19 protein-coding genes and 1 pseudogene are annotated in these 19,441 nt (G+C 59.8%); 8 read left to right on the top strand and 12 right to left on the bottom strand.

What is annotated here, in order from left to right; translation table 11 throughout:
* Nucleotides 1-143: 143 nt before the first annotated feature.
* Nucleotides 144-341: a hypothetical protein gene (locus RZS28_RS07885; RefSeq protein ID WP_407340771.1), complete on the bottom strand. Its 198-nt coding sequence runs from the start codon at nucleotides 339-341 to the stop codon at nucleotides 144-146.
* A 152-nt stretch (nucleotides 342-493) separates the two neighbouring features.
* Between RZS28_RS07885 and RZS28_RS07880 the strand changes: the two genes are divergently transcribed.
* Entirely contained in the window at nucleotides 494-1,213 is a 720-nt protein-coding gene (locus RZS28_RS07880) for an RHE_PE00001 family protein (RefSeq protein WP_407340770.1), read from the top strand.
* 12 nt (nucleotides 1,214-1,225) lie between these two features.
* Here RZS28_RS07880 and RZS28_RS07875 read toward each other — a convergent pair whose 3' ends face one another.
* The 4 genes and pseudogenes from RZS28_RS07875 to RZS28_RS07860 form a co-directional block, all read right to left on the bottom strand.
* Nucleotides 1,226-1,810, bottom strand: a complete 585-nt coding sequence (locus tag RZS28_RS07875; protein WP_407340769.1) for a Uma2 family endonuclease — start codon at nucleotides 1,808-1,810, stop codon at nucleotides 1,226-1,228.
* A 333-nt stretch (nucleotides 1,811-2,143) separates the two neighbouring features.
* Nucleotides 2,144-2,617: pseudogene (locus tag RZS28_RS07870) on the bottom strand (IS630 family transposase); the annotation flags it as partial.
* A gap of 13 nt (nucleotides 2,618-2,630) precedes the next feature.
* Nucleotides 2,631-3,662, bottom strand: a complete 1,032-nt coding sequence (locus RZS28_RS07865) for a hypothetical protein (RefSeq protein ID WP_407340768.1) — start codon at nucleotides 3,660-3,662, stop codon at nucleotides 2,631-2,633.
* A 54-nt stretch (nucleotides 3,663-3,716) separates the two neighbouring features.
* Nucleotides 3,717-4,370, bottom strand: coding sequence for a TniB family NTP-binding protein (locus RZS28_RS07860; protein ID WP_407340767.1), 654 nt, complete (start codon nucleotides 4,368-4,370; stop codon nucleotides 3,717-3,719).
* A gap of 449 nt (nucleotides 4,371-4,819) precedes the next feature.
* On the opposite strand from RZS28_RS07860, the gene RZS28_RS07855 reads away from it, so the two are divergent.
* From RZS28_RS07855 to RZS28_RS07840, 4 genes are read left to right on the top strand one after another with little or no spacing between them, the layout of a single operon-like run.
* Entirely contained in the window at nucleotides 4,820-5,098 is a 279-nt protein-coding gene (locus RZS28_RS07855) for a metal/formaldehyde-sensitive transcriptional repressor (protein ID WP_407340766.1), read from the top strand.
* Nucleotides 5,099-5,116: 18 nt separating this feature from the next.
* Nucleotides 5,117-6,502, top strand: a complete 1,386-nt coding sequence (locus tag RZS28_RS07850) for a heavy metal translocating P-type ATPase (RefSeq protein ID WP_407340765.1) — start codon at nucleotides 5,117-5,119, stop codon at nucleotides 6,500-6,502.
* Nucleotides 6,496-7,110 (top strand): HAD-IC family P-type ATPase, encoded by a 615-nt coding sequence (locus RZS28_RS07845; protein ID WP_407340764.1) that lies wholly within the window; start codon nucleotides 6,496-6,498, stop codon nucleotides 7,108-7,110. Before RZS28_RS07850 ends, RZS28_RS07845 begins: the two co-directional genes overlap by 7 nt.
* Nucleotide 7,111: 1 nt before the next feature.
* Entirely contained in the window at nucleotides 7,112-7,291 is a 180-nt protein-coding gene (locus tag RZS28_RS07840) for a DUF1289 domain-containing protein (protein WP_407340763.1), read from the top strand.
* 171 nt (nucleotides 7,292-7,462) lie between these two features.
* Here the strand turns inward: RZS28_RS07840 and RZS28_RS07835 are convergent, their stop codons facing one another.
* Nucleotides 7,463-7,801 carry a hypothetical protein gene (locus RZS28_RS07835; protein WP_407340762.1) on the bottom strand — a complete coding sequence of 113 codons (339 nt, stop codon included), beginning with the start codon at nucleotides 7,799-7,801 and terminating at the stop codon, nucleotides 7,463-7,465.
* Nucleotides 7,802-7,913: 112 nt separating this feature from the next.
* Nucleotides 7,914-8,306 (bottom strand): DUF1236 domain-containing protein, encoded by a 393-nt coding sequence (locus RZS28_RS07830; protein WP_407340761.1) that lies wholly within the window; start codon nucleotides 8,304-8,306, stop codon nucleotides 7,914-7,916.
* 748 nt (nucleotides 8,307-9,054) lie between these two features.
* Between RZS28_RS07830 and RZS28_RS07825 the strand changes: the two genes are divergently transcribed.
* Nucleotides 9,055-9,810 (top strand): cytochrome b/b6 domain-containing protein, encoded by a 756-nt coding sequence (locus tag RZS28_RS07825; protein ID WP_407340760.1) that lies wholly within the window; start codon nucleotides 9,055-9,057, stop codon nucleotides 9,808-9,810.
* A gap of 269 nt (nucleotides 9,811-10,079) precedes the next feature.
* Here RZS28_RS07825 and RZS28_RS07820 read toward each other — a convergent pair whose 3' ends face one another.
* The 3 genes from RZS28_RS07820 to RZS28_RS07810 all read right to left on the bottom strand — a co-directional run bounded on the left by RZS28_RS07820 (nucleotide 10,080) and on the right by RZS28_RS07810 (nucleotide 15,659).
* Nucleotides 10,080-10,295 carry a hypothetical protein gene (locus RZS28_RS07820; RefSeq protein ID WP_407340759.1) on the bottom strand — a complete coding sequence of 72 codons (216 nt, stop codon included), beginning with the start codon at nucleotides 10,293-10,295 and terminating at the stop codon, nucleotides 10,080-10,082.
* A 277-nt stretch (nucleotides 10,296-10,572) separates the two neighbouring features.
* Nucleotides 10,573-14,487: an HAD-IC family P-type ATPase gene (locus tag RZS28_RS07815; protein WP_407340758.1), complete on the bottom strand. Its 3,915-nt coding sequence runs from the start codon at nucleotides 14,485-14,487 to the stop codon at nucleotides 10,573-10,575.
* A 92-nt stretch (nucleotides 14,488-14,579) separates the two neighbouring features.
* Complete coding sequence (locus RZS28_RS07810; RefSeq protein ID WP_407340757.1) at nucleotides 14,580-15,659, bottom strand: AI-2E family transporter; 1,080 nt, start codon at nucleotides 15,657-15,659, stop codon at nucleotides 14,580-14,582.
* Nucleotides 15,660-16,093: 434 nt separating this feature from the next.
* Between RZS28_RS07810 and RZS28_RS07805 the strand changes: the two genes are divergently transcribed.
* Both RZS28_RS07805 and RZS28_RS07800 read left to right on the top strand, forming a co-directional pair.
* Nucleotides 16,094-16,369 carry a hypothetical protein gene (locus tag RZS28_RS07805; protein WP_407340756.1) on the top strand — a complete coding sequence of 92 codons (276 nt, stop codon included), beginning with the start codon at nucleotides 16,094-16,096 and terminating at the stop codon, nucleotides 16,367-16,369.
* A gap of 448 nt (nucleotides 16,370-16,817) precedes the next feature.
* Nucleotides 16,818-17,186, top strand: coding sequence for a hypothetical protein (locus RZS28_RS07800; RefSeq protein WP_407340755.1), 369 nt, complete (start codon nucleotides 16,818-16,820; stop codon nucleotides 17,184-17,186).
* A gap of 44 nt (nucleotides 17,187-17,230) precedes the next feature.
* Here the strand turns inward: RZS28_RS07800 and RZS28_RS07795 are convergent, their stop codons facing one another.
* Both RZS28_RS07795 and RZS28_RS07790 read right to left on the bottom strand, forming a co-directional pair.
* Complete coding sequence (locus tag RZS28_RS07795; protein ID WP_407340754.1) at nucleotides 17,231-17,950, bottom strand: hypothetical protein; 720 nt, start codon at nucleotides 17,948-17,950, stop codon at nucleotides 17,231-17,233.
* A gap of 239 nt (nucleotides 17,951-18,189) precedes the next feature.
* Entirely contained in the window at nucleotides 18,190-18,831 is a 642-nt protein-coding gene (locus tag RZS28_RS07790; RefSeq protein ID WP_407340753.1) for a class I SAM-dependent methyltransferase, read from the bottom strand.
* Nucleotides 18,832-19,441 lie beyond the last annotated feature (610 nt).

Genomic DNA, 19,441 nt, shown 5'->3' with positions numbered 1-19,441 from the left:
ATTTGGGATTGAACAGCGACCGCGCCGCCGCAAAACTGCGCGGCGAATGACATCGGGCAACGGGCATCGGCTGAAACCCTGGAAAGCAGATGCGGCAGATGAGGGAGCAAACTAATCCTATGTCGATCCCTTGGGATAAAATCTCAGGTCCGCTCGCCGCCGCGGAAGACGCGCTCGCCCGGCTCGACGAACGGCTGCGGTCGAGCCCGATCGCTGAGGGCTGGATCAGCCGGACGCATTTTCAGGACGCCTGCGCCAGCCTTTGGCTCGCCGGCGAGCTCGTGACCATCGAGGATCTCGTCCTGCATGACGCGCGGATGGACGTTCGTTCGCCGACGCATGAATTGGCCCGCGCCCAGGCGGCGCTGCGGACCCGTCGGCGGATCGCCGGCGGCGCGCCGGATTGGGCCATGAGCGCAGAGCGCCTCGCCATTCTTCGCGGCGATGGCGATAGCAAGTCCGCGGACGCGACGCGCGCGGACGAGGCGGCGGATTGCGGGGACGAGACAGCGCCGGGCTCAACCGACGATGCCGCTGCAGACCCACTCGCAGAGGAGCTCGCAGCGCTGGATCGCGCGCTCGAGAGCAGCAACCAATTCCTCGCCGGAGGCCTGGTCGCAGCAAGGCTCGTGCTCGTGCGGGATCCCTCATTTATGATCCGGATTGGGAGGATGGCGAGAAGCTGGAGGCCTGGCGGAGCGGCGCCGCGGCGTCCCAATCCGATCCTCCCATCCTGGCGGCGGCTCTGCTGTGGGACGCCTGGGAGACCAATCCGCCGCTCGAGCGTCAGGTTTGGCTCGGCAATCTGCTGGTTCCTGCGCTGCTTCGGGAGCGGCGGAAGACGCGAGCGCATCTCCTTTGCCTGAATTCCGGGCTGCGCCACATCCGGCGCGAGAAGCGGCGGTCCCCTGATCGGCTGACGCGGCTCAACGCCTTCCTGGAGGCGATCGCGATGGGGGCCGAGGCCGGCATGAAGGATCATGACCGCTGGCTGCTCGCCCGACGGAGCTTGGAGGGCAAGCTCAAGGGCAAACGTTCCAGCTCCCGCTTGCCCGCTTTGGTCGATTTCATTCTCGCGCGGCCGGTCGCCTCGGCCGGCATGATCGCGGCCGAACTCGGCGTAACGCCGCGGGCGGCGCAAGACATGGTCGCCGAACTTGGCCTCCGCGAGATCACGGGGCGGGGGCGGTATCGAGCGTGGGGAATCTTGTGATCGGAGCCTTTGCTATGTCTTCGCCGCCAGCCGCGTCGTCCGATAGGCGGCGGCGAGAGGAACGCTGAAGCTGATGCTCTCGAGCGTCAGTTCGCCGGTCTCCATGGTCAAGGGCTTGCTCGGCCAGGATCCGTCCTGATTGCGGCGGAGAAGCTCGGCGCCGATCGAGGCCGTCTTGAGCACGAGGATTTCCTGGACGCTCGGGATGGTCGTGTAGGCCCAGACATTGGCCCAGGTCTCGGCTTGATTGCTCGGGGAGAGGATCTCGATCAGCAAGACAGGGTTGGCAAGAGCACTTTCTTCAGAGTCATAATCGGAACAGGTCACAGCAAGGTCGGGGATGCGGACATTTGTCTCGGACTGAACGTGGGGGATCACCCCGGGCGTCGTGATCACGCGACATGGGCTGGAGCGCGCCTCGAGGTGATTGCGGATGAGGCTGCAAAGTTCAGCTTGTATCGCGCCATGGGTGATGCTGGCCGGGGCCATCGCTTGCGGCTCGCCGTCGACCAACTGCCAGAGCTGGGGCGATGGCGGGTTCCAGGCGAAGAATTCCGCGACGGTCATCCGGACTGGGATCTCGGGCAGCGCGCTCATGGGAGAAATCTAGCAGAAAAAGCGACGGTGGGTAAGAGGTCGGCGGAAGGCGAGCCGTGGGCCGTCTGCCCGTTCAAGAGCGACGCCAGAGCTTATCGTCATTTGCGGCTGGATGACCTACCGCGGTTGCGGCCGGCGCCATTCAAGCCCGATTCCGTCGACGGGGCCAATGCGGGCGACGCGGCGGAGCGCCCAGGGCCTGCGGGTGAGGATCCGGTGAAAGAGTTTGCGGGATCGCCGTCAGCGAGTTCCTCAGGGAGATTCGAAGGATCCGAATCTAGGTCAATTGCGCTTTGTTGGACGCCATGGGGGTCTAATACCAAGTCTCTTTGATCATGACCGATAGGCCCAGTCTCTTGTTCCGATGGACATGATTTTCCAGGGCATATCGATGAGCTTGTTCCAGGCGAAGCAGCAGTGATCGAGGATGTCGTCGTAGGATTTGAAGATCCGGTTCGAGAGCCAGTTGTCGCGCATGAACTGCCAGATATTTTCGACAGGGTTCAACTCGGGTGACTTTGACGGCAACGGGAGGAGCGTGATGTTGCCTGGAACCGGCAGTTTCTTCGAGACATGCCAGCCGGCCTGATCGAGGATGAGGATGGCATGCGCGCCGGGCGCGACTGTAAGCGAGATTTCCTCGAGATGCAGAGCCATGGCCTCGCTGTTGCAGCAGGGAAGAACGAGCCCAGCGCCTTTTCCTTCGGCCGGGCAGATGGCCCCGAAAATATAGGCCGACGCCGTCCTCTGGTCGCGTGGCGCCGAAGGCCGTGTTCCTCGTCTCGCCCATCGGCGAGTGATCTTGTTTGTCGGGATGTCGTTAAATATGAGATTCGGGTAGATGCTGCGATGCGACAGCTATTAATTTGAGGCAAGTTTGGTCAATTTGTCTCAAATTAACAGCTAATTTGAGACGGATATCGTGCAGTTCGATGTCCCGGCTCGCGTGCTTTAAGTATCCAGCAGAGATCCTGCCCAGGCAGCCTCTGTGGGTCAGAGCGTCGCGGATCGTGGAGGGCAGGTTTTCCAGCACAGCAAAGATTGCCCTCCTCCCAGCCTCTGTCGCCGCCTCAGCCAATTCGCCGACCCAAGCAGCCGGATGCTGGTCGAATCGATGAAATGCGGCCAATAGGGTGAGCCGCTTGAAGGGGTTCTTTGTCCGAATTGTAGTAGGCGGTGAGGAGTGAATGGCTTCGAAAACCGGACGAGAGCTTTCGGGAACGATCAACCTGAAGCCGGTTCCGCCGCCATCATGACGGCGCATCGGCGCAGATGCCAGCAGCCACACAATTTTGGGCGGCAATATCCCGCATGGTTTTCCGCTGATGTACTGCGCGAACAGAGCGCTCCCAGCCATAGCATCTTGCCAGAGTGTCTCCGGTACCTTTTTAATCGCCTTGGCCTCTACGTTCCTGCTCTGCGGGATATGGAATGGCCGCCGGCAAACACCGCAAGAGATCTGCCAGCTTTCGAACCAGGAGCGGAAGATTGGGCGTGTCGTCGGGTTGCCCTGCCACCTGAGATCGCCGGTGGCACAGCGGGAAACAGCTTCGGATATCGCCACGAACCTCTGAGCCCGCACGATGGGAATCGAGTGGCACATGTTGCGGATCCGAAGCGTATTGGTCCGGAGACACCAACTCAGGCGGTGTTGAACCGAGGCCGGAAGGTCAAAATCTATCGTTCGGATTTGGGTTGTCGGCGCGACGCCAAATTGAACCAAGAGGTCGTGCGCCGATACGCTATAGAAGCAGGCTGTACGTTGAAGCCATGATGAGAGCAGTTCGTCTCTGAGAGGCTTCAGGATAACCGGCAGCGGCTTTGCTGGAGGGTCCGCCAGGGTCCAGGTCATGCGTATCGCATCTCGGACTCGCCTGGCGCTTGTACGTTGCTGATCAGGTCGTCGTCAATGCACTCCCGTTCGGACTGTATCGCCACAATTGGGGCTTCGTGCAACATTCCGACAATGTGAGAAGTGATGCCGTCTGATACTTGAAGGACGCGTTTTAGGCCCGCGTAGACAAGATCGAAGGCCGCCGGAGCGGTAGGTTACGCGGACCCCGATGACCAACCCTTGGAACTCCTCGTCGGCCTTCCAGCGCGGAAGCGCATATTCCTGAAACCGGCGCGCCAACTGAGCGTCGCCACTGATCGCCTCCTTTGCATCGGCTACTCCGAAGCAGACGACAGAGACGCGCAATTCGTTGCTGATGAACCGCAGCAAGTTTAGCATGGCGCGCTGCTCGTTATAGGTCGCCGCCAAAATATTGTGTGCCTCGTCGATCAGAAGCATCTTGAGATCGATATGCTTGAGCATTCGAAGCGCGACCACTTCCAGATCGACCAGACTAATGCGGGGATTGGGCGGCGCCCCGATAATGTCCATGATTTGTGTGTAGAAGCGCTTCTCACTGGGGCGGCTTACCATCTGCATCGACAGTACGGGTATCCGTTCGATGCCCGCAGTGCGATCAAAGGCCGCCTTATGCTGGTCAAGGAAATGCTGCATCAGCATTGTCTTTCCCATGCCGCTGTCAGCATAGATAGCAACGCTCGCCATCCCGTTTGCTCACATTGCGGGGTGCGGCGCGCGCTTCCAAGCCGAGTCACCTTGCAGCCACCTTGCATGCAAGGTGGCTACCATGATTCCGCAGTGCACACAAAAAGACTCTCAAATTAACGCATTTGTCTCAAATTAACGCATCGGCCATCGCCTTGAAATTACGTGAGATGCCGTCTCAAAATTAACGACATCCCGACAACGGCGGCAACCATCTCGTTTTGGGACTAGCGGATGTCTTTCCGCGCGTGTGCGATTGGATCGACGCGAGGACCTTGATCTCGCATTTTTAAGACGGCTGTCGCGTGGCGTCTGAAGTGAACATCACTAGAGCGGCCGCTCAAACGCGAGTGACCGCGGAGATGTCGGTCGGCTTCGAATTTTGATGTGCTGGACATTGTCTGCCTGCCAAAATACCATAGCCCCTATGGTATTAGACTGAGGCGAGCGTGGGTCACACTGTCAAAGAGAAAAGCAAACTGTTGAACCGTGTCCGTCGCCTCCGCGGTCAGGTGGACGCCATCGAGCGCGCGCTGGAGGCCGAGGCTGGATGCGCCGAGGTCATGCAACTCGTCGTGTCGGTCCGTGGAGCAGCCAACGGCCTCATGGCCGAGGTGATGGAGGATCATATCAGGATCCACATCTCCGATCCGACGCATGACGCCGACGCGGAGCGGGCCCGGGGCGCTGAACAACTCATCGACGTTGTCCGCGCCTACTTGAAATAATGACGAGGAGCAGCCGCGATGGCGCTAAACGATGCACGAACCGATGCCGCTATGCTCGCCGATGAGCCCCAAGCGCGAACGACTGCGCCCTCGGCCGAGTCGAACGGGCGCCATGATCATGGCCACGATCACGACCACGCCTTCGAGTGGCCAGGGGCGCTGCGGATCGGCTTCGTCGCGCTCGCCGCGGCGCTGGTCTGGTTCAGCGTCTGGGAGCCTATGGCCGCCGTCAGCGTGATTGGCGTCGCCGGCCTGCTGATCGGCGGCTGGCCAATCTGCAAGGAGGCGTTCGAGAACATTATTGAGCGGCGGATGACCATGGAGCTGTCCATGACCATCGCAATCGCCGCCGCCGCCGCCATTGGTGAATTCTTCACCGCTTTGGTCATCACCTTGTTCGTGCTGGTCGCCGAGGTTTTGGAGGGCATGACAGTCTCTCGCGGCCGCAAGGCTATCGGGGATCTCCTCGACTTCCTACCGCGCTCGGTTTCGGTGCGGCGGGCTGGCGCCATTAGCGACATTCACGCTGACGAACTCAAGATCGGCGATGCGGTGCTGGTCAATCCGGGCGGCCGGGCGCCGGTCGACGGCATTGTCCTGAGCGGCCATTCGTTCCTCGACCAAGCCCGGATTACGGGCGAGTCCATGCCGGTCGAGAAGACCGCCGGCGCGCCGGTTTACGCCGGTTCGATCAACCAGACCGGCGTGCTCGAGATCCGCGCCGAGAGGATTGGCCGCGACACAAGTTACGGCAAGATCATCGAAGCCGTGGAGAATGCGGAGCGCTCGCGCGCGCCGGTCCAGCGGCTCGCTGATCGCATGGCGGGTTACCTCGTCTACTTTGCGCTCGCGTCGGCCGCGCTGACGTTCCTGATCACTAGGGACGTGCGCTCGACCATCTCGGTCGTGATCGTGGCTGGCGCGTGCGGCATCGCCGCCGGGACGCCGCTCGCGATCCTGGGGGGCATCGGTCGCGCGGCGCGGCTCGGCGCGATCATCAAGGGCGGCCGCTATCTGGAGGCCTTGGGCCGGGTGGACACGATCGTCCTCGACAAGACCGGCACGCTCACCTTTGGCCGGCCGGAAGTTCAGGCGATCGTTCCGGCGGAAGGTGTCTCGTCCGACGCGGTTCTCGATGCGGCCGCGGCTGCCGAGGCCCGATCGGAGCACCCGCTTGGGCAGGCGATCGTAGCCCACGCCGGCGACCAGGGCCGCCCGATCGTCGAGCCCGAGCGCTTCGACTATACGCCGGGCCGGGGCATCACCGCGGTTATCGGCGGCGCGACTGTCCACGTTGGCAATCGCGCGCTCATGACCGATCACGGCGTTTGCATGCCGGCGGGCCTCGCCGCAGGCGATGGGCGGCGTCCGAGATTTTCGTCGCCCGCGACGGCCGGGTGTTAGCCATCGCCGTCGCCGATACCGTGCGGCCAGAAGCCAAGCGCGCGATCGAGGCGCTCGGGCGAATGCGACTGCGCACCGTTCTCCTGACGGGCGACACCAGGGCGGTGGCTGACGCTGTGGCCCGATCCCTCGGGATCGGCGAGGTGGAGGCCGACCTGCTGCCGGACGAGAAGCTGGCGCGGATCAGGACGCTGAAAGCGCAGGGGCGTTCGGTCGCCATGCTAGGCGACGGCATCAATGACGCTCCGGCGCTCACTGAAGCCGATGTGGGGGTCGCAATGGGTTCCGGGACCGACGTCGCGCGGGAGAGCGCCGACGTCGTGCTCCTGGGCAACGACTTGGTCTGCTTTGTCGATACGCTCGTGATCGCCCGGCGCACCCGTCGCATCATCTGGCAGAACTTCGCCGGCACGATCCTTGTCGACGTTGTTGGGATCGGTCTGGCGGCGGTCGGCATATTGAACCCGCTAATGGCCGCCTTCATCCACGTCGCATCGGAGATGGCGTTTATCCTCAACTCCGCGCGCCTCTTGCCGGCTGCTGACCGCGAGAGCACTGGACCTGCTGTGCGGAAGACGGAGGCGCAAGCCTTAGCGAAGTCGGCCTAGCGTGACTGTTCAGTCACCTTGTATCGACATCTGCCAGATTGACGGCAAGACCGGCTGGTGCGTCGGGTGTCTGCGGACACGCGAAGAGATCCGCGGTTGGCGAACGATGACCGACCACCGGGGCTGTCAGATCCTGGCGGAGCGCCAGCGTCGTGAGTCAAAGGTCCCGGCGCGCCCGTAAAATAAGGGAGGCGGTTGACGATCTCTTCGACAAGAAACGGCGCTACCGCTTGCCCCTGATTCCGCTGGAAGGCGCTACTACGGATCCACGCGTCTATGCGCAATAGGATGCCTTCGAAAAGTGGCCCTCGTCAATTGAACCTGAAATAATTTTGAAAGCCGTCGCTGCTTTTCAGTCACACACCCGAATGCGTCGGTAGCCGGCGAAATCGCCCCAGGAGTCGTAGATGGGGCGACGCTCCAAATAGCAAGTCCGGGCATAGACCGGGGCGTAATATTCATGGCGAGGGTAGTAGCCTCCTTCGTAGTAACCGCTGGAATAGGCGGGATAATAGCCGCCGTGGCCCATCGCGCTTCCAATGATGGCGCCTGCCGCGAACCCGCCAATCGCCCCGGCTATAACAGGGCCGGCGTCGTGAGCAGAAGCAGGGGTCGCCGAGATCGCCAAGGCCGAACTGAGCGGCAAGGCAGTGACAATTGCCAAAAGCGCCTTCTTATACCGGGTCATCATAGTCTCCTTGATGCTGCGTTGCATCCCGTCACGAATGTTTTTCGTGAGAACCCTCTATTTGCCGCGGCGTAAGAAGAGCGACCGCGAAAGCGGCTCTCCTTCGGCCTTCCCGTCAATTGATGATCTGGGTGACCTTGTGAGTCTTCGCCTCGACGAGGACCGTATGCTCGTTCACGAGGCTGTAGCGATAATCGCTCTTCACGCCCAAATCCGCCGGCAGCGGATAGAGCTCGATGCTGGGCGGCAGGATTGCGCCGACAGCCACTTTCTCCATCACTTTGATGGACGGCCTCTTCTCTTTCATGACGTATTCGTGAATCTTTGCGCTCTGGTCGGCCGAAAGAACGGCTCCACCGGCTCCCTCCGGCGCCCCGGCCAGCGCCCGCGTCGCCGTGCCGGTCGACTCGCCTGCGCCAGCTGCGCCGCCTGTGGGCTGAGCATGAACGGCCAGCGGCAACGCAAAAATCGCAAGGATGGCGCCGAAAGAGACAAGACGTTTGGTCATGATCGTTTCTCCTGATGACAGGCTTCCCGTCCTGCCGAGGAGTAACTTCGTCCTTTTCGGCTGAAGCCAGGGTGAAGCTTTTGTTCATCTCCGGTTCAACGATTTACGATCGAGGAAAGACCGGTTGAAATGAACTCTTTGAGAGTCAGCCCGAGGAGGGCCCCCTGGCCAACATCGCCGAGGAGCACCCGCTGGTCACGGCGACTGAGAAATACATGACGCTACGCAAATATGCGCGAGCATGCCTCGAAGCCTTCGAATTCAAGGCCAGTACAGCAAAGGATCGATGAGACACGTAATCAAGATCCATCGGGGTTGAATGTCACCCGGTATAAGCAACGTCAGCGCGGGCCGCTCCAAATCGCCATCATCAATCCCGCGTCGGACAGGAACAAATTTCGGTGGTCGTCACGCACCCCGAGGAGACCGATCGTGAATGTGAGCACTGAACCCTCTGAAGATCTAGTCAGTGTGATGTCGTGCACGTAACTTCCATCGCGAGAGTCCGGTTCGCATTACGCCATTCACGGGGCGTGATCGCTGGATAGGCCAAATTGCAATGGCTTTTTTCAGTATTATACTCCTCTGCTGACGCAACGTCAGCTGGACGTCATTTAAGACGTATGACGCGTCCGTGACTGTTTTCCGATAGGCTGCAGAACGTCGCCGCTGGGCGCTTCCGGCCCGAGAGTGTAATTAAAGGACGCCCGCGACGGGCCGCGGCCAATGCGCTTCAAGAGGTTCGACCATGACGCAACGACCATCCTCCGATGTGGCTCCCGAGTTTAAGGAGTTCGTTGCCTGGGACGCGCCTACGCGTTGGTTTCATTGGATCAATGCGCTCGCCGTTCTCGCGCTCATTGCGACCGGGCTCGTCATCCTCAACGACGACGCTCTAGGACTTTCGGCTGGAGGCAAGATCTTGCTGAAAAGCATTCATGCGTCGTTCGGCTACGTCATGGCGATCAATCTTCTGTGGCGGTTCATTTGGGCGTTCTACGGCGACCGCTATACAGGCTGGCGAGGCATTCTGCCGGGCGGCTCCGGCTATCTGACGTCCTTGCGCGCCTATGTGCTGTCTTTCTTGTCCGGCGAGCCGCAACAATTCGTCGGACACAATCCGCTGGCGCGCATCGGAATTTCCGTTCTTTTCCTGCTCCTGCTCATCCACTTGACAACCGGGCTCGTCATCGCCGGAACAGACCTGTTCTGGCCGCCATTCGGGCACTGGTTCGCACAATGGGTAGCCGCTCCGGGAGTTGACCCGACATCGGTTCAGCCCGGCGCCTCCGACTTGATCGACAAGGCGTCATATCAAGCCATGCGCGCATTCCGCGCGCCGTTCGTCCAAGTCCATGAGTTTGCATTTTACACCTTGGCAGTCGTCATAACTCTCCACATCCTCGCAGTCGTTCTCACCGAGATTCACGAGGGCGGCAGCATCACGTCGGCAATGTTCACGGGCCGCAAGATCCTCACGAGGAAACCGCCGGACGCCCAATGATTTCTTGGTGAGTTCCCCACTGTGAGTCTTAACACTCAATTGTAAACCGGCTCGGAGTTGTGCCCCCAATCGGCCTAGCCGTTAGCCAAATCAATTCGTAATATCAATCGTCTAACTGCTTGACCCCACGCCGATTGGGGTCCACATGTCGAGGTCTATTCACACTCCAATATTGGGAAATCTGCCAGACAACTAACTCAAAAAGCCGGACCACTACGCCCGTGTCAGGTCACATCGTGTCGCTTAGCCGCCCGAGGGTTCACCTCATCTCAAATGGGACGGCTCAAAGCGATCGGGGTGTAGAAACCCCGATCCGCCCCGCCAACACTTTGCGCGACAGGCTCGCGCGGGCCATATAAAGCCGACTTGGAGTCGAGCAGAAAGGCGAGTTTTGCGGCGTGGAGCCTTCGTATGAGATTGGTCACGATGATGATCAGCCGCAAGCGCTCTCCGCGCGTAAAGTCGAGATTCTCGTCACCGCTCATTTTCCGACTTTTTCAACGAAATCGGCGCTTGGAGGTAGGCTCCTCCAGCGCCAAGAATGAAGCCATCACTCTTATCCTGGCTGACGCCGCCGCGTCGGCCATCGAGGCGTGGCGTCAGTTGCGGCGAAGGCGTCGTCTATATTTTACAGAGCGACGCGGCGGGATCCTCTTCGTTCGGCTGCGAGAACACCTTTCCAGGCGCCGGCGCTCCGGGAACGGAAGCGGCTATCCTGATTCTGCGACGGCACCCTGAGCATTGGACGGCGGCTTCTTGAACTCAATTTCCGGTTCGACGTGCCGCCGGCGCAGTCGTTTTCTCGCGAGCGCTGCGACTTTCGCCAACGATCACTTCGTCGCCTGGCAGCAGGTCGCCTTTGACAATTTCCGTATAGGCTCCGTCGCCGAGTCCGAGTTCGACCGGGATCGCCATCAGCTTTTTATCGCGAAGGATCCAAAGACGCGACGAGCCCACCGGCGGCGCTTCCGGGCCGCCGCCGTCGTTCGGGACGGTGGAGCCCCCCGGCGAATAGCGCAGCGCTTGATCCGGCGTGCGGAGGACCTCGTGGCGTCTGTCGGTCACGATCCTGACCGCCGCCGTCATGCCGGGCTCGAGCAAAAGATCCGGATTGGGCGCGGCGATGACGATATCATAGTTAGCGGCCTGCTCGGCCATATGCGGCGAGGGACGGATTTGCGTCACCTCTCCAGTAAAATTCCGGCTTGGGAACGACACCGCGCGGAACGTGGCCTTGTCGCCGAGCTTCACCTCGCCGATGTCCTTGGCGCTGACATTAGCGTCGACGCGAATGAAGGCGAGATCTGTTGCGACGAGAAAGAGGCGCGTCGCTGGCGCGACTGTTTGGCCTATTTCGACATTGCGCGAGACCACCATTCCATCGACGGGGGAAATGACGTCCGCATCGCGCAGGTTGGCCTCGGCGACATGGAGCGCCGCTTGGAGATTGGCGACGATCGCCTCGTCGAGCTTCATCTGCTCCTGCGCCCGCGCATAGGCCTTGCGCAACTTTGCGCGCGCTTTCCGGGAATTTGCCCGTCGCTTCGACAGCGACACATCGCCCTCGATACCTGCTTTCGCCGGGGCCAGATCGGCTTTGTCCTTTTCGAGCCGAGCCTCGGCTGCCGCAAGATCGGCCTTGGCCTGATCGACAAAGAGTTGATAGGGACGGGGATCGATTTTTGCGCAGAGCTGGCCGGCCTTCACTTTCGTCTTGGTGTCACAATAGAGTTCGTGGATCACGCCTGAGGCGCGCGCGACGACTGGCGTGGCCGTTGTCGGATTTACGATCCCAATCGCGGTCACGGTGCGGACGACGGAACCGCGCTCAAGCTTTTCAGTCACATAGTGAACGGCGCCGCCGCCGTACCGGGACCAGTAAAGCCATCCGCTTCCAAAACACAGAAGGGCGAGGGAGGCAGCCGCTATTTGGCGGCCCCACCGCGCCGGGGAAGCGGATTGAGGCGTGCTCCGATCGGATTGGCCATGAACCGCCGCATCGTCGACGGTGATCTCGCTCCCTGTCCCTCCCTCACCCGATCTCGTCTCCCCTCGCCAAGACGCGACTGCAGGGCGGGAAAATAACTTGACGCCCTCGAGCGCGAACAGAGGCAATGCCGAAACAGAAAGTAATATTAGGCCGTCGCCGTAGGAGATCAGCGTCGTCTTGAAAAAGCTTGCGAGCAATTCGTTATGTTGGCTCCAGACCTGAATGGAGATTGGCGCCGCGATCGCGACGAGCAAACTGACGTTTGAACGCATGTTCATGCGCCAAATGGTGCGAGTCTCGCTGCGAGCGCCAAAGGCTCGGAGGAGCTCGGCGAAGACTAGAGCCGAGAACGCGTATGTTCGGGCCAGTTCCTGCGTCGTGGACTTTAGTCCGTACACATATGCCGCGAAGGACACGCCCGAGGTCAGCACGCCGGTAAGAAGCATCATCCCGAAAAAGCCGCTATCGACGATGCGCTCGCGCCGCGTGCGCGGGCGCCGTTTCATGACCTCGGGATCGACCCGGTCCGCCGCAAGGGCCAACGCGGGGAGGCCATCAGTGACGAGGTTGATCCAGAGCAAGTGGATCGGAAGCAGCGGCGCGGGCAGGCCAATGACAACGCAGATAGTCATCAGCATCAGCTCGCCGGTGTTGCCGCCGAGCAGATATTGAAGGGTCTTTCGTATATTTTCGTAAATTCCACGACCTTCTTCGACGGCGGCGACAATGGTCGCAAAGTTGTCGTCGGTGAGGATCATATCAGACGCCTGTTTCGTCACCTCTGCGCCGCTACGACCCATTGCAATTCCGATATCAGCGCCCTTTATCGCGGGGGCGTCGTTCACGCCGTCGCCGGTCATAGCGACGACGGCGCCGTTTGCCTGCCAGGCTCTAACAATGCGGAGCTTGTGTTCGGCGCTTACGCGGGCGTAGACAGCAATGCTGGGGACGTGCTCGCGGAGCATGTCATCCGTAAGCTTATCGAGTTCGACGCCTGACAGCGCCTTCGCATCGTCGGCGATGCCGAGTTCGCGAGCGATCGCAACCGCGGTGCGCGGCTGGTCGCCGGTGATCATCACCACCCGAATGTCTGCGGCGTGGCATTTGGACACAGCAGCTTTCGCTTCAGGCCGAGGCGGGTCGTACAACCCGGAAAGACCGACGAAAACAAGGTCGCGCTCGACGCTTTCTGCGGTGAGCCGATCGGGCGGCATGGAATCGAAGTCGCGAAATGCCGATCCAAGGACGCGCAGTGCGTTGCCGGCGAAGGCGGCATTTTGTTCTGCGAGCTGCGCTCGGTCCGCGTCGGTCAGCGGCCGCACGCCGACATCGCTGAAAATGTACGCACAGCGAGAAAGCAGCAATTCGGGAGCGCCATTCACCAAGGCGCGATGTCGCCCGTCGGGGAGCAGACGCACGACCGAATGGCGCTTGCGATCGGAATCGAAGGGAATTTCGTAGCGCCTCGGCAAGCCCCGCTCGATTTCCTCCTTACAGACTCCCGCTTTGTATCCGACCGAAAGCAGCGCGCCATCCGTTGGATCGCCAATGACTTTCCAAGCGCCATTCTCCAATTCAAGATGCGCGTTGTTACAGCCTATGAGGATTTCGGCCATCTGCCGCAATTGTGCGGCGTGGCCTCCCTCGGTCGCCTTGCCATCGAAGCGGATCTCGCCTTCAGGACCGTACCCTTCGCCGGTAACTTCGTAGGCCCTCCCTCCGACAAACAAGGCGCGAACAGTCATTTGCCCGACGGTGAGCGTCCCAGTCTTGTCGGTGCATATGACGTTCGTCGAACCGAGCGTCTCCACGGACGCCAGTCTCCGTACCAAGGCGCGACGCCGGGACATTCGCATTACGCCAAGAGACAACGCTGCCGTAACGACAGCCGGCAAACTCTCAGGCAAGGCTGCGACGGCAAGGCTCACTGAAGTCAGAAAGAGTTGGAAGATCTCCGTCCCACGCACGAGCCCAAGGGTAAACAGCAGGACGACGATCCCGAGGGTGGCCCACAGGAGCATGCGGCCAAAGGCTTCAAGCTTTTGCTGGAGCGGCGTTTCTTCTTCACCGCTCGCTTCGCTGATGAGGGTTGCGATGCCCCCAATTTCAGTCTGCATCGCGGTGGCGACGACGACGGCGCGACCCACTCCGGCCGCCACGCTCGCGCCCATAAAGATCATGTTTTCTCTGTCGGCTATCGCGAGTTCAAGCTGATCCAACACTTTTGGGCTCTTGGCGACGGCCTCGGACTCGCCAGTCAAGGCGGCTTCGACGCATGCGAGCGACGAGGCGCTCAACAACCGCGCGTCGGCCGCGACGAGATCACCGGACTGGACTTCCAGTATATCTCCTGGAACAATTTCGGTGGCCCCAACCGTCGTTACTGCGCCATCGCGCCAAACCTTCGCCTGGGGCGCCGTCATCTGTTTCAAAGCGGCGATCGACTTCTCGGCGTTGAATTCTTGGTAGAAGCCAACCACTGCGTTCAGAACAACGATGGCGAGAATCGCAAATGCGTCGAGCGCCTCGCCGAGCATGGCGGAAACCACGCATGCGCCAATCAAGATCCAGATGACGACGCTCTTAAATTGAGCGAAGAAAATCGCCCAAGGACTGATCGGCTTGGCCTCTTTCAGCGCGTTTGGTCCGTGCTCTGCGAGCCGCCTTCTTGCATCTGCGCTTGTCAATCCGGCCGCCGTTACGCCCAAGCGTTCGAGCACCTCAGCTGGCGCACCACAATGCCAGGGTCTGGTCCTCGGCTGGTCGGGCGGCGATTCACTCATTCTTTCGTTTCCGCGAACCGCGTTCGCCATGCGTCGAGAAGCGTCATGGTGATCGTCACGGCAATGGGCCCAAGGATCAGGCCGACGGCCCCGAATAGGCTCAGCCCGCCAATGAGGGAAATGAACGCGGGAACGGAATGAAGCTTGAGACGGTTGCCAACCAGTATGGGATAAAGGATGTTATCGATGGTGCTCACGACCGCCCCGCCCCACAAGCCGAGGATGACGGCTTTCGTCCAACTTCCGTCGAGCGCCAGAAAAATCGTCGCGGGGATCCAAACGATGAAGGCGCCCAAGACCGGCACGACGGCCAGCAAGCCCATGACAAGGCCCCAAAGCAGCGGCGTCGGAAGCCCCAGCCACCAAAACATTAGCCCACCTAGAGCGCCCTGCACGCCGGCGACAACCACCGTGCCATAGATCGTGGCGTAAATGGTATCGACTACCTGAACGAAGAGGCGGTCCATTTCCACCGGAGATAAGGGTGAAAGGCGCCTCAGCGACTTGACCGCCAAACGACGGTCGCGCAGAAAATAGAAGAGAAAATAGAATGTAAGAAGAACGCCAGCGAGTTGAACCACCGACCCCCGCACAAACGTTGCGCCCGCGTTTGTCAACCAGGACGCGGCATTGCCGAAAATCGCGGGAAGGTTGATTTGCTGTTGGAGCCATTCGTCGACGGGCGCCAGCCGCGGATGCGCTTCAATTGCGCGCCGCCACGCGCCTGCCTCGATTTGCGCTTGGATGACAGATGCGCCTTTTGCGGCTTCATTGACGAGCCGTTCGGCCACGAAAATCGCCGGCGCAACAACGATGAGCGCTGCCACAACGACGGAGATTGTCGCTGCAAGGTTTGGCCACTTCAGTCTGGATTCGATCGCTCGATGGGACGATGCGAACAAGATCGCCAGCGCGAGCGCCCAGGTCAGGGCGGGCAGAAATGGCAGGGCGAGCCGGTAACAAATGTAGATCCCGACGCCCGTCGCGCCAAGCAGAACGGACGCTTGGGTCCGACTTTTTAGCGCCCAAAGCGCCGGGGTCTGGGCGGTCTCATGGTCCGACACGTCTGCGCTCATGAAGTCACCGTTTGATTTAGCCTGCCTGACTATGGATATTTGGATCGTAGGGGGCCGAACAAAGCACGGGATTTCCCAAATATGATTACGCGCGCCATAGGTCACGATTTCGCCGAGCGAGTCGGCATTTATTCAATGAGAAGCATCTGAATTGAAAGAGGCCAGAGATATTTGGCGCGCTTCCCGGCTGGGCCGGCATGTCGCGGCGCGGGCTTCGCAATGCCGACGAGTTTGATCTCGCGTGATCTTCGAAGACGGCGTCGGCGCGGCGATTTGGCATCTGCGTGATAAGGATGGGCTCGTGCGGCCGAGCCTCCCGCGCATGATCGGCGCTCGGAAATGACTTCGCCGAAACGAAGAAAGTGTCTGGCCGCGGCGCCGACGTTATATTTGGCGAACGTCCAATTCTGCGGCGGATCGCGAGGCCTTTCGACATGAATAGTCCTGCTGACAAGCCGATCCGAAGTCGAAGCGAGCGCGTGATCGAGCGCCTGAAGGAACCACGATGGCGCTTTGTGAGAATTCCGGCGGCCATTGCGCTTATTCTCGGCGGGTTGTTAGGTTTTCTTCCGTTGGTGGGCTTCTGGATGTTCCCGCTCGGCTTGGCAATTCTTGCAATTGACATTCCTATCGCTGGCCGCCTTTTGCATAGACTGATGAACTTAATGCAGCGGCTTCGTTGTTTCTATCGTGGTGGCGCCAATCGATAATTCGATGGCGACAGAGCATTTATGAATCCGCTGGGAAACGCGAGCCCCAAGATCCCTGCGCGAAAAACTTAAACTCCTTCTCTGGCCGCTAAGGCAGGCGCTCCCTTAAGACGCGGACGAAGATCGGGCGACAAAAGCACTCGGTCTGCTCGACTGTCAGCGCCGAACCGTCTTCATAGGTGCGGGTTTCGCGGCGCTGACCTCAGCAGGCCATATTCCATTCATAGCCGATTCATCGGAAGGGGCGTATCCATAAGGCGCTGCCGGGCTGACGCCAAAACGCTCGTCGCAAAAGGCTTGAATTTTGGGGTAGCACCGAAATCTCCCTCAAAAGAGCCTCAAAGGATGGGCATCCGTGCGGGCTCGACTCGTTTTTGCGGCTTGAGCGCCGGCGCGTCTACTGTCAGGTCCCGGATTTCGTAAACGAAATCCTGTGGTGAGGAAGAAGATGGATAAGAAGATTGTTGGAATGATTGGCGCAATGTCCGCCGTGGCGTCGGGGAGCGCGGCGCAAGCCTCTACGGCGAATCTCGCCGGGCTGATGAACCCAGGCTCTTACGCCGAGCTGCTGGAGCCCATACCAAATGCGGCGGCCCTTCTACGTGCGGCGAATGCCGCGGCGGCCAGAGTGGCCTTCGCCAACAGGACGGCTTCAGGAAACGCCAATGTGAGAGCAGCGCAATATTACCCAGCCTATCCCGACTATCCTTATTATTATCACCACCACCACCACCACCATCATTACTATCCGCCGTACGATTACCACCATCATCACCATCACCACTATTATGAGGAATATGGCGAGCAGCCTGAGTAGGTGAGGCATTTGCGGTCAAGATGGTTGGGAGGGGTTGCGGGCGATTATTTCTTCCTGCTTTTCTCTGTCGCCGCCCGGTGGATCTGGCGATAGGTCGCGTCGAATACCGTATTGGTGCTTGAGGTCCACTGGGTCGCCGCCGACAAAGTCGAGCGGGAGTTGTAAATCCGCCGCGCTTGGAGTTCGCGCTCAGCGGCCTCCTCTTCCGACATGGGGACCAGCTGAAAGTCCGGATCTTCAGGGATGACGATCATCTGCGCGAATGGCTCGCCCAATCTGAAGATATGGGTTCGGCCTTCGCTGGGCGATTTGAAAACCATGAAAAACATCATGGGCCACCAGTTCCTCAAAAGCGCTGGCACGGCGATGGGGACCGTGTCGCTGGCATCGGTATAGAAGCGGGGATGTGGTTCCGTTCTAATCGCGAACCCTTCTTCAACCTTTAGGTCCAGAAGTATTTGATAGGTGTAATATTGGTCGCCGAATGATCTGAACGGCGGCTGATAGGCGCCTGTCTCATCGGGGCCCGAGCGGCCTTCGATCACGAGGCGCCCATCCCGCGTGCTCACACGCAGGTCCTGCTCGAACGGATAGAACAGCTCAATTCCGTATTGCGCGCCTTCGGCGAAGGGGATGCAATGCCACGGCTGTTCGTGGGAGCCGGTCTTGCGAGGCTCCGGCTCACCGCCCCAACCAGGTACGTCTAGCTTCGTCCGGCGCGGCTTGAGTCCGGGATCGCTGAATCGATATTTGATCTTATGCATAAGCTCTCGTCATCTGTCTGCATGAACATGCGCGAGGCGTAAAGAGGTTGAATGTTGCGGCGACACTATGGCTGTCGGGATGTCGCTGATTGGCTCTTCCTCATATTGTGTGAGGAAGAACCGATAAAGTACAGCGTGACATCTTTCGTATTTTGGACCAGAGGCTCTTTCGATCGCCGACGGCTGGATAGGAGAATAAGCGCCTATTCGTGGCGCGCCGCGCCGAATGGTTTAAGCTTTCAGAGAAAGCTCCAAATGTCTGTCCGCTTCATCGTGGCGTCTTCAAGAGCCAGCGGAACCGGAACATCATAGGAAGCGAGCGAACGAAGCTTTTCGCGGGGCAGATATGCGCGCCCCGGGTCGCCAATGAGAACCTGGGTTCCGCTCCTTGCGCGATCTTCAAGCCAGTTTGTAATTCGCGCGGCCATATCAGGTTGATAGGAAACATCTCCCGCCAAAATAAGATCCCAGGGCTCATCGGAGCCGACCAAGTCGCAGAGCCGCGTTTTGATTATCACCGCGTTTTCAATTGCATTCAGCGCAATCGCCACCCCGGCGAAACAATCGAGATCATTGGCTTCGACTGCCCTTGCCCCAGCCCTTGCCGCGGCGATGGCGACGAGGCCGGAGCCCGCCGCCAAATCGAGCACTCTTTTTCCTCTTACCAGTTTGGGATGATCGCAGATATAGCGTGCAAGCGCCTGGCCTCCGGCCCAGGCAAAAGCCCAGAAGGGTGGCGGGCCAAGCCCTCGCTCCATTTCATCCTCGGTCTTTCGCCATAGATCCGTCCCCTCTTCGGCAAGATAGAGTTTAATGCACGACACTAAAGGGACTCGCGAAAGCCTAGTGTTTGCTTGGATGAATGCGGCGTAATCATTCATCAACAGGGGCTCCACCCTAATAAAACGCATTTGGTCGTTAAACGACAGCTATTTGTTGGATTAGGCAGTAACCGATATTCCGCAAATCGTCGCCACAACAAACTTAACCCTTCGCTCCTGCGTGCAATTTTAATGCACTAAAATGAGGTTCAAGGAATAAAGCGCAACGCGCCAACATTATGTTTAGTTCGCTGCGCCGGCGCCTTCACGCGGCATGCCGCGTCGCTCCAGCATTATTGTAGTGCTCTGAAAAACACGATCCAGATTCCGCTTAAACGCTTCCGCCGGGCTTGTCACGTAAACTAGCGCCGACGGCTGCTTGCCTAAAGGGTTCTATTTTAGGCGCGCCCGACTGCAATAGATTTCCACTTTGCATCGCCTCGAGGCTATGCAGATGAATTGCGGAGGCTGAGCAGTGTATCGGCGAAAGTTTACGTGAACACGCCCGAGAATTCGCATCCGTTGACCCGATGAAGGGAGAGGAAGATGCAAGGGTTCAAGAGCGTTGGGCCCCGGTAAAGATGTCTATCAAGCCATGCAGCAACATACAACACCTTTAACGTCCAACGCCAACTCACCTCAGCAAGAACGAACCGAGTCGTCGGGACAT

Origin of the sequence: Methylocapsa polymorpha, assembly GCF_045689225.1 — a bacterium.
GTDB classification, from domain to species: Bacteria; Pseudomonadota; Alphaproteobacteria; order Rhizobiales; family Beijerinckiaceae; genus Methylocapsa; species Methylocapsa polymorpha.
This window is presented reverse-complemented; position numbering and strand designations above follow the sequence as displayed.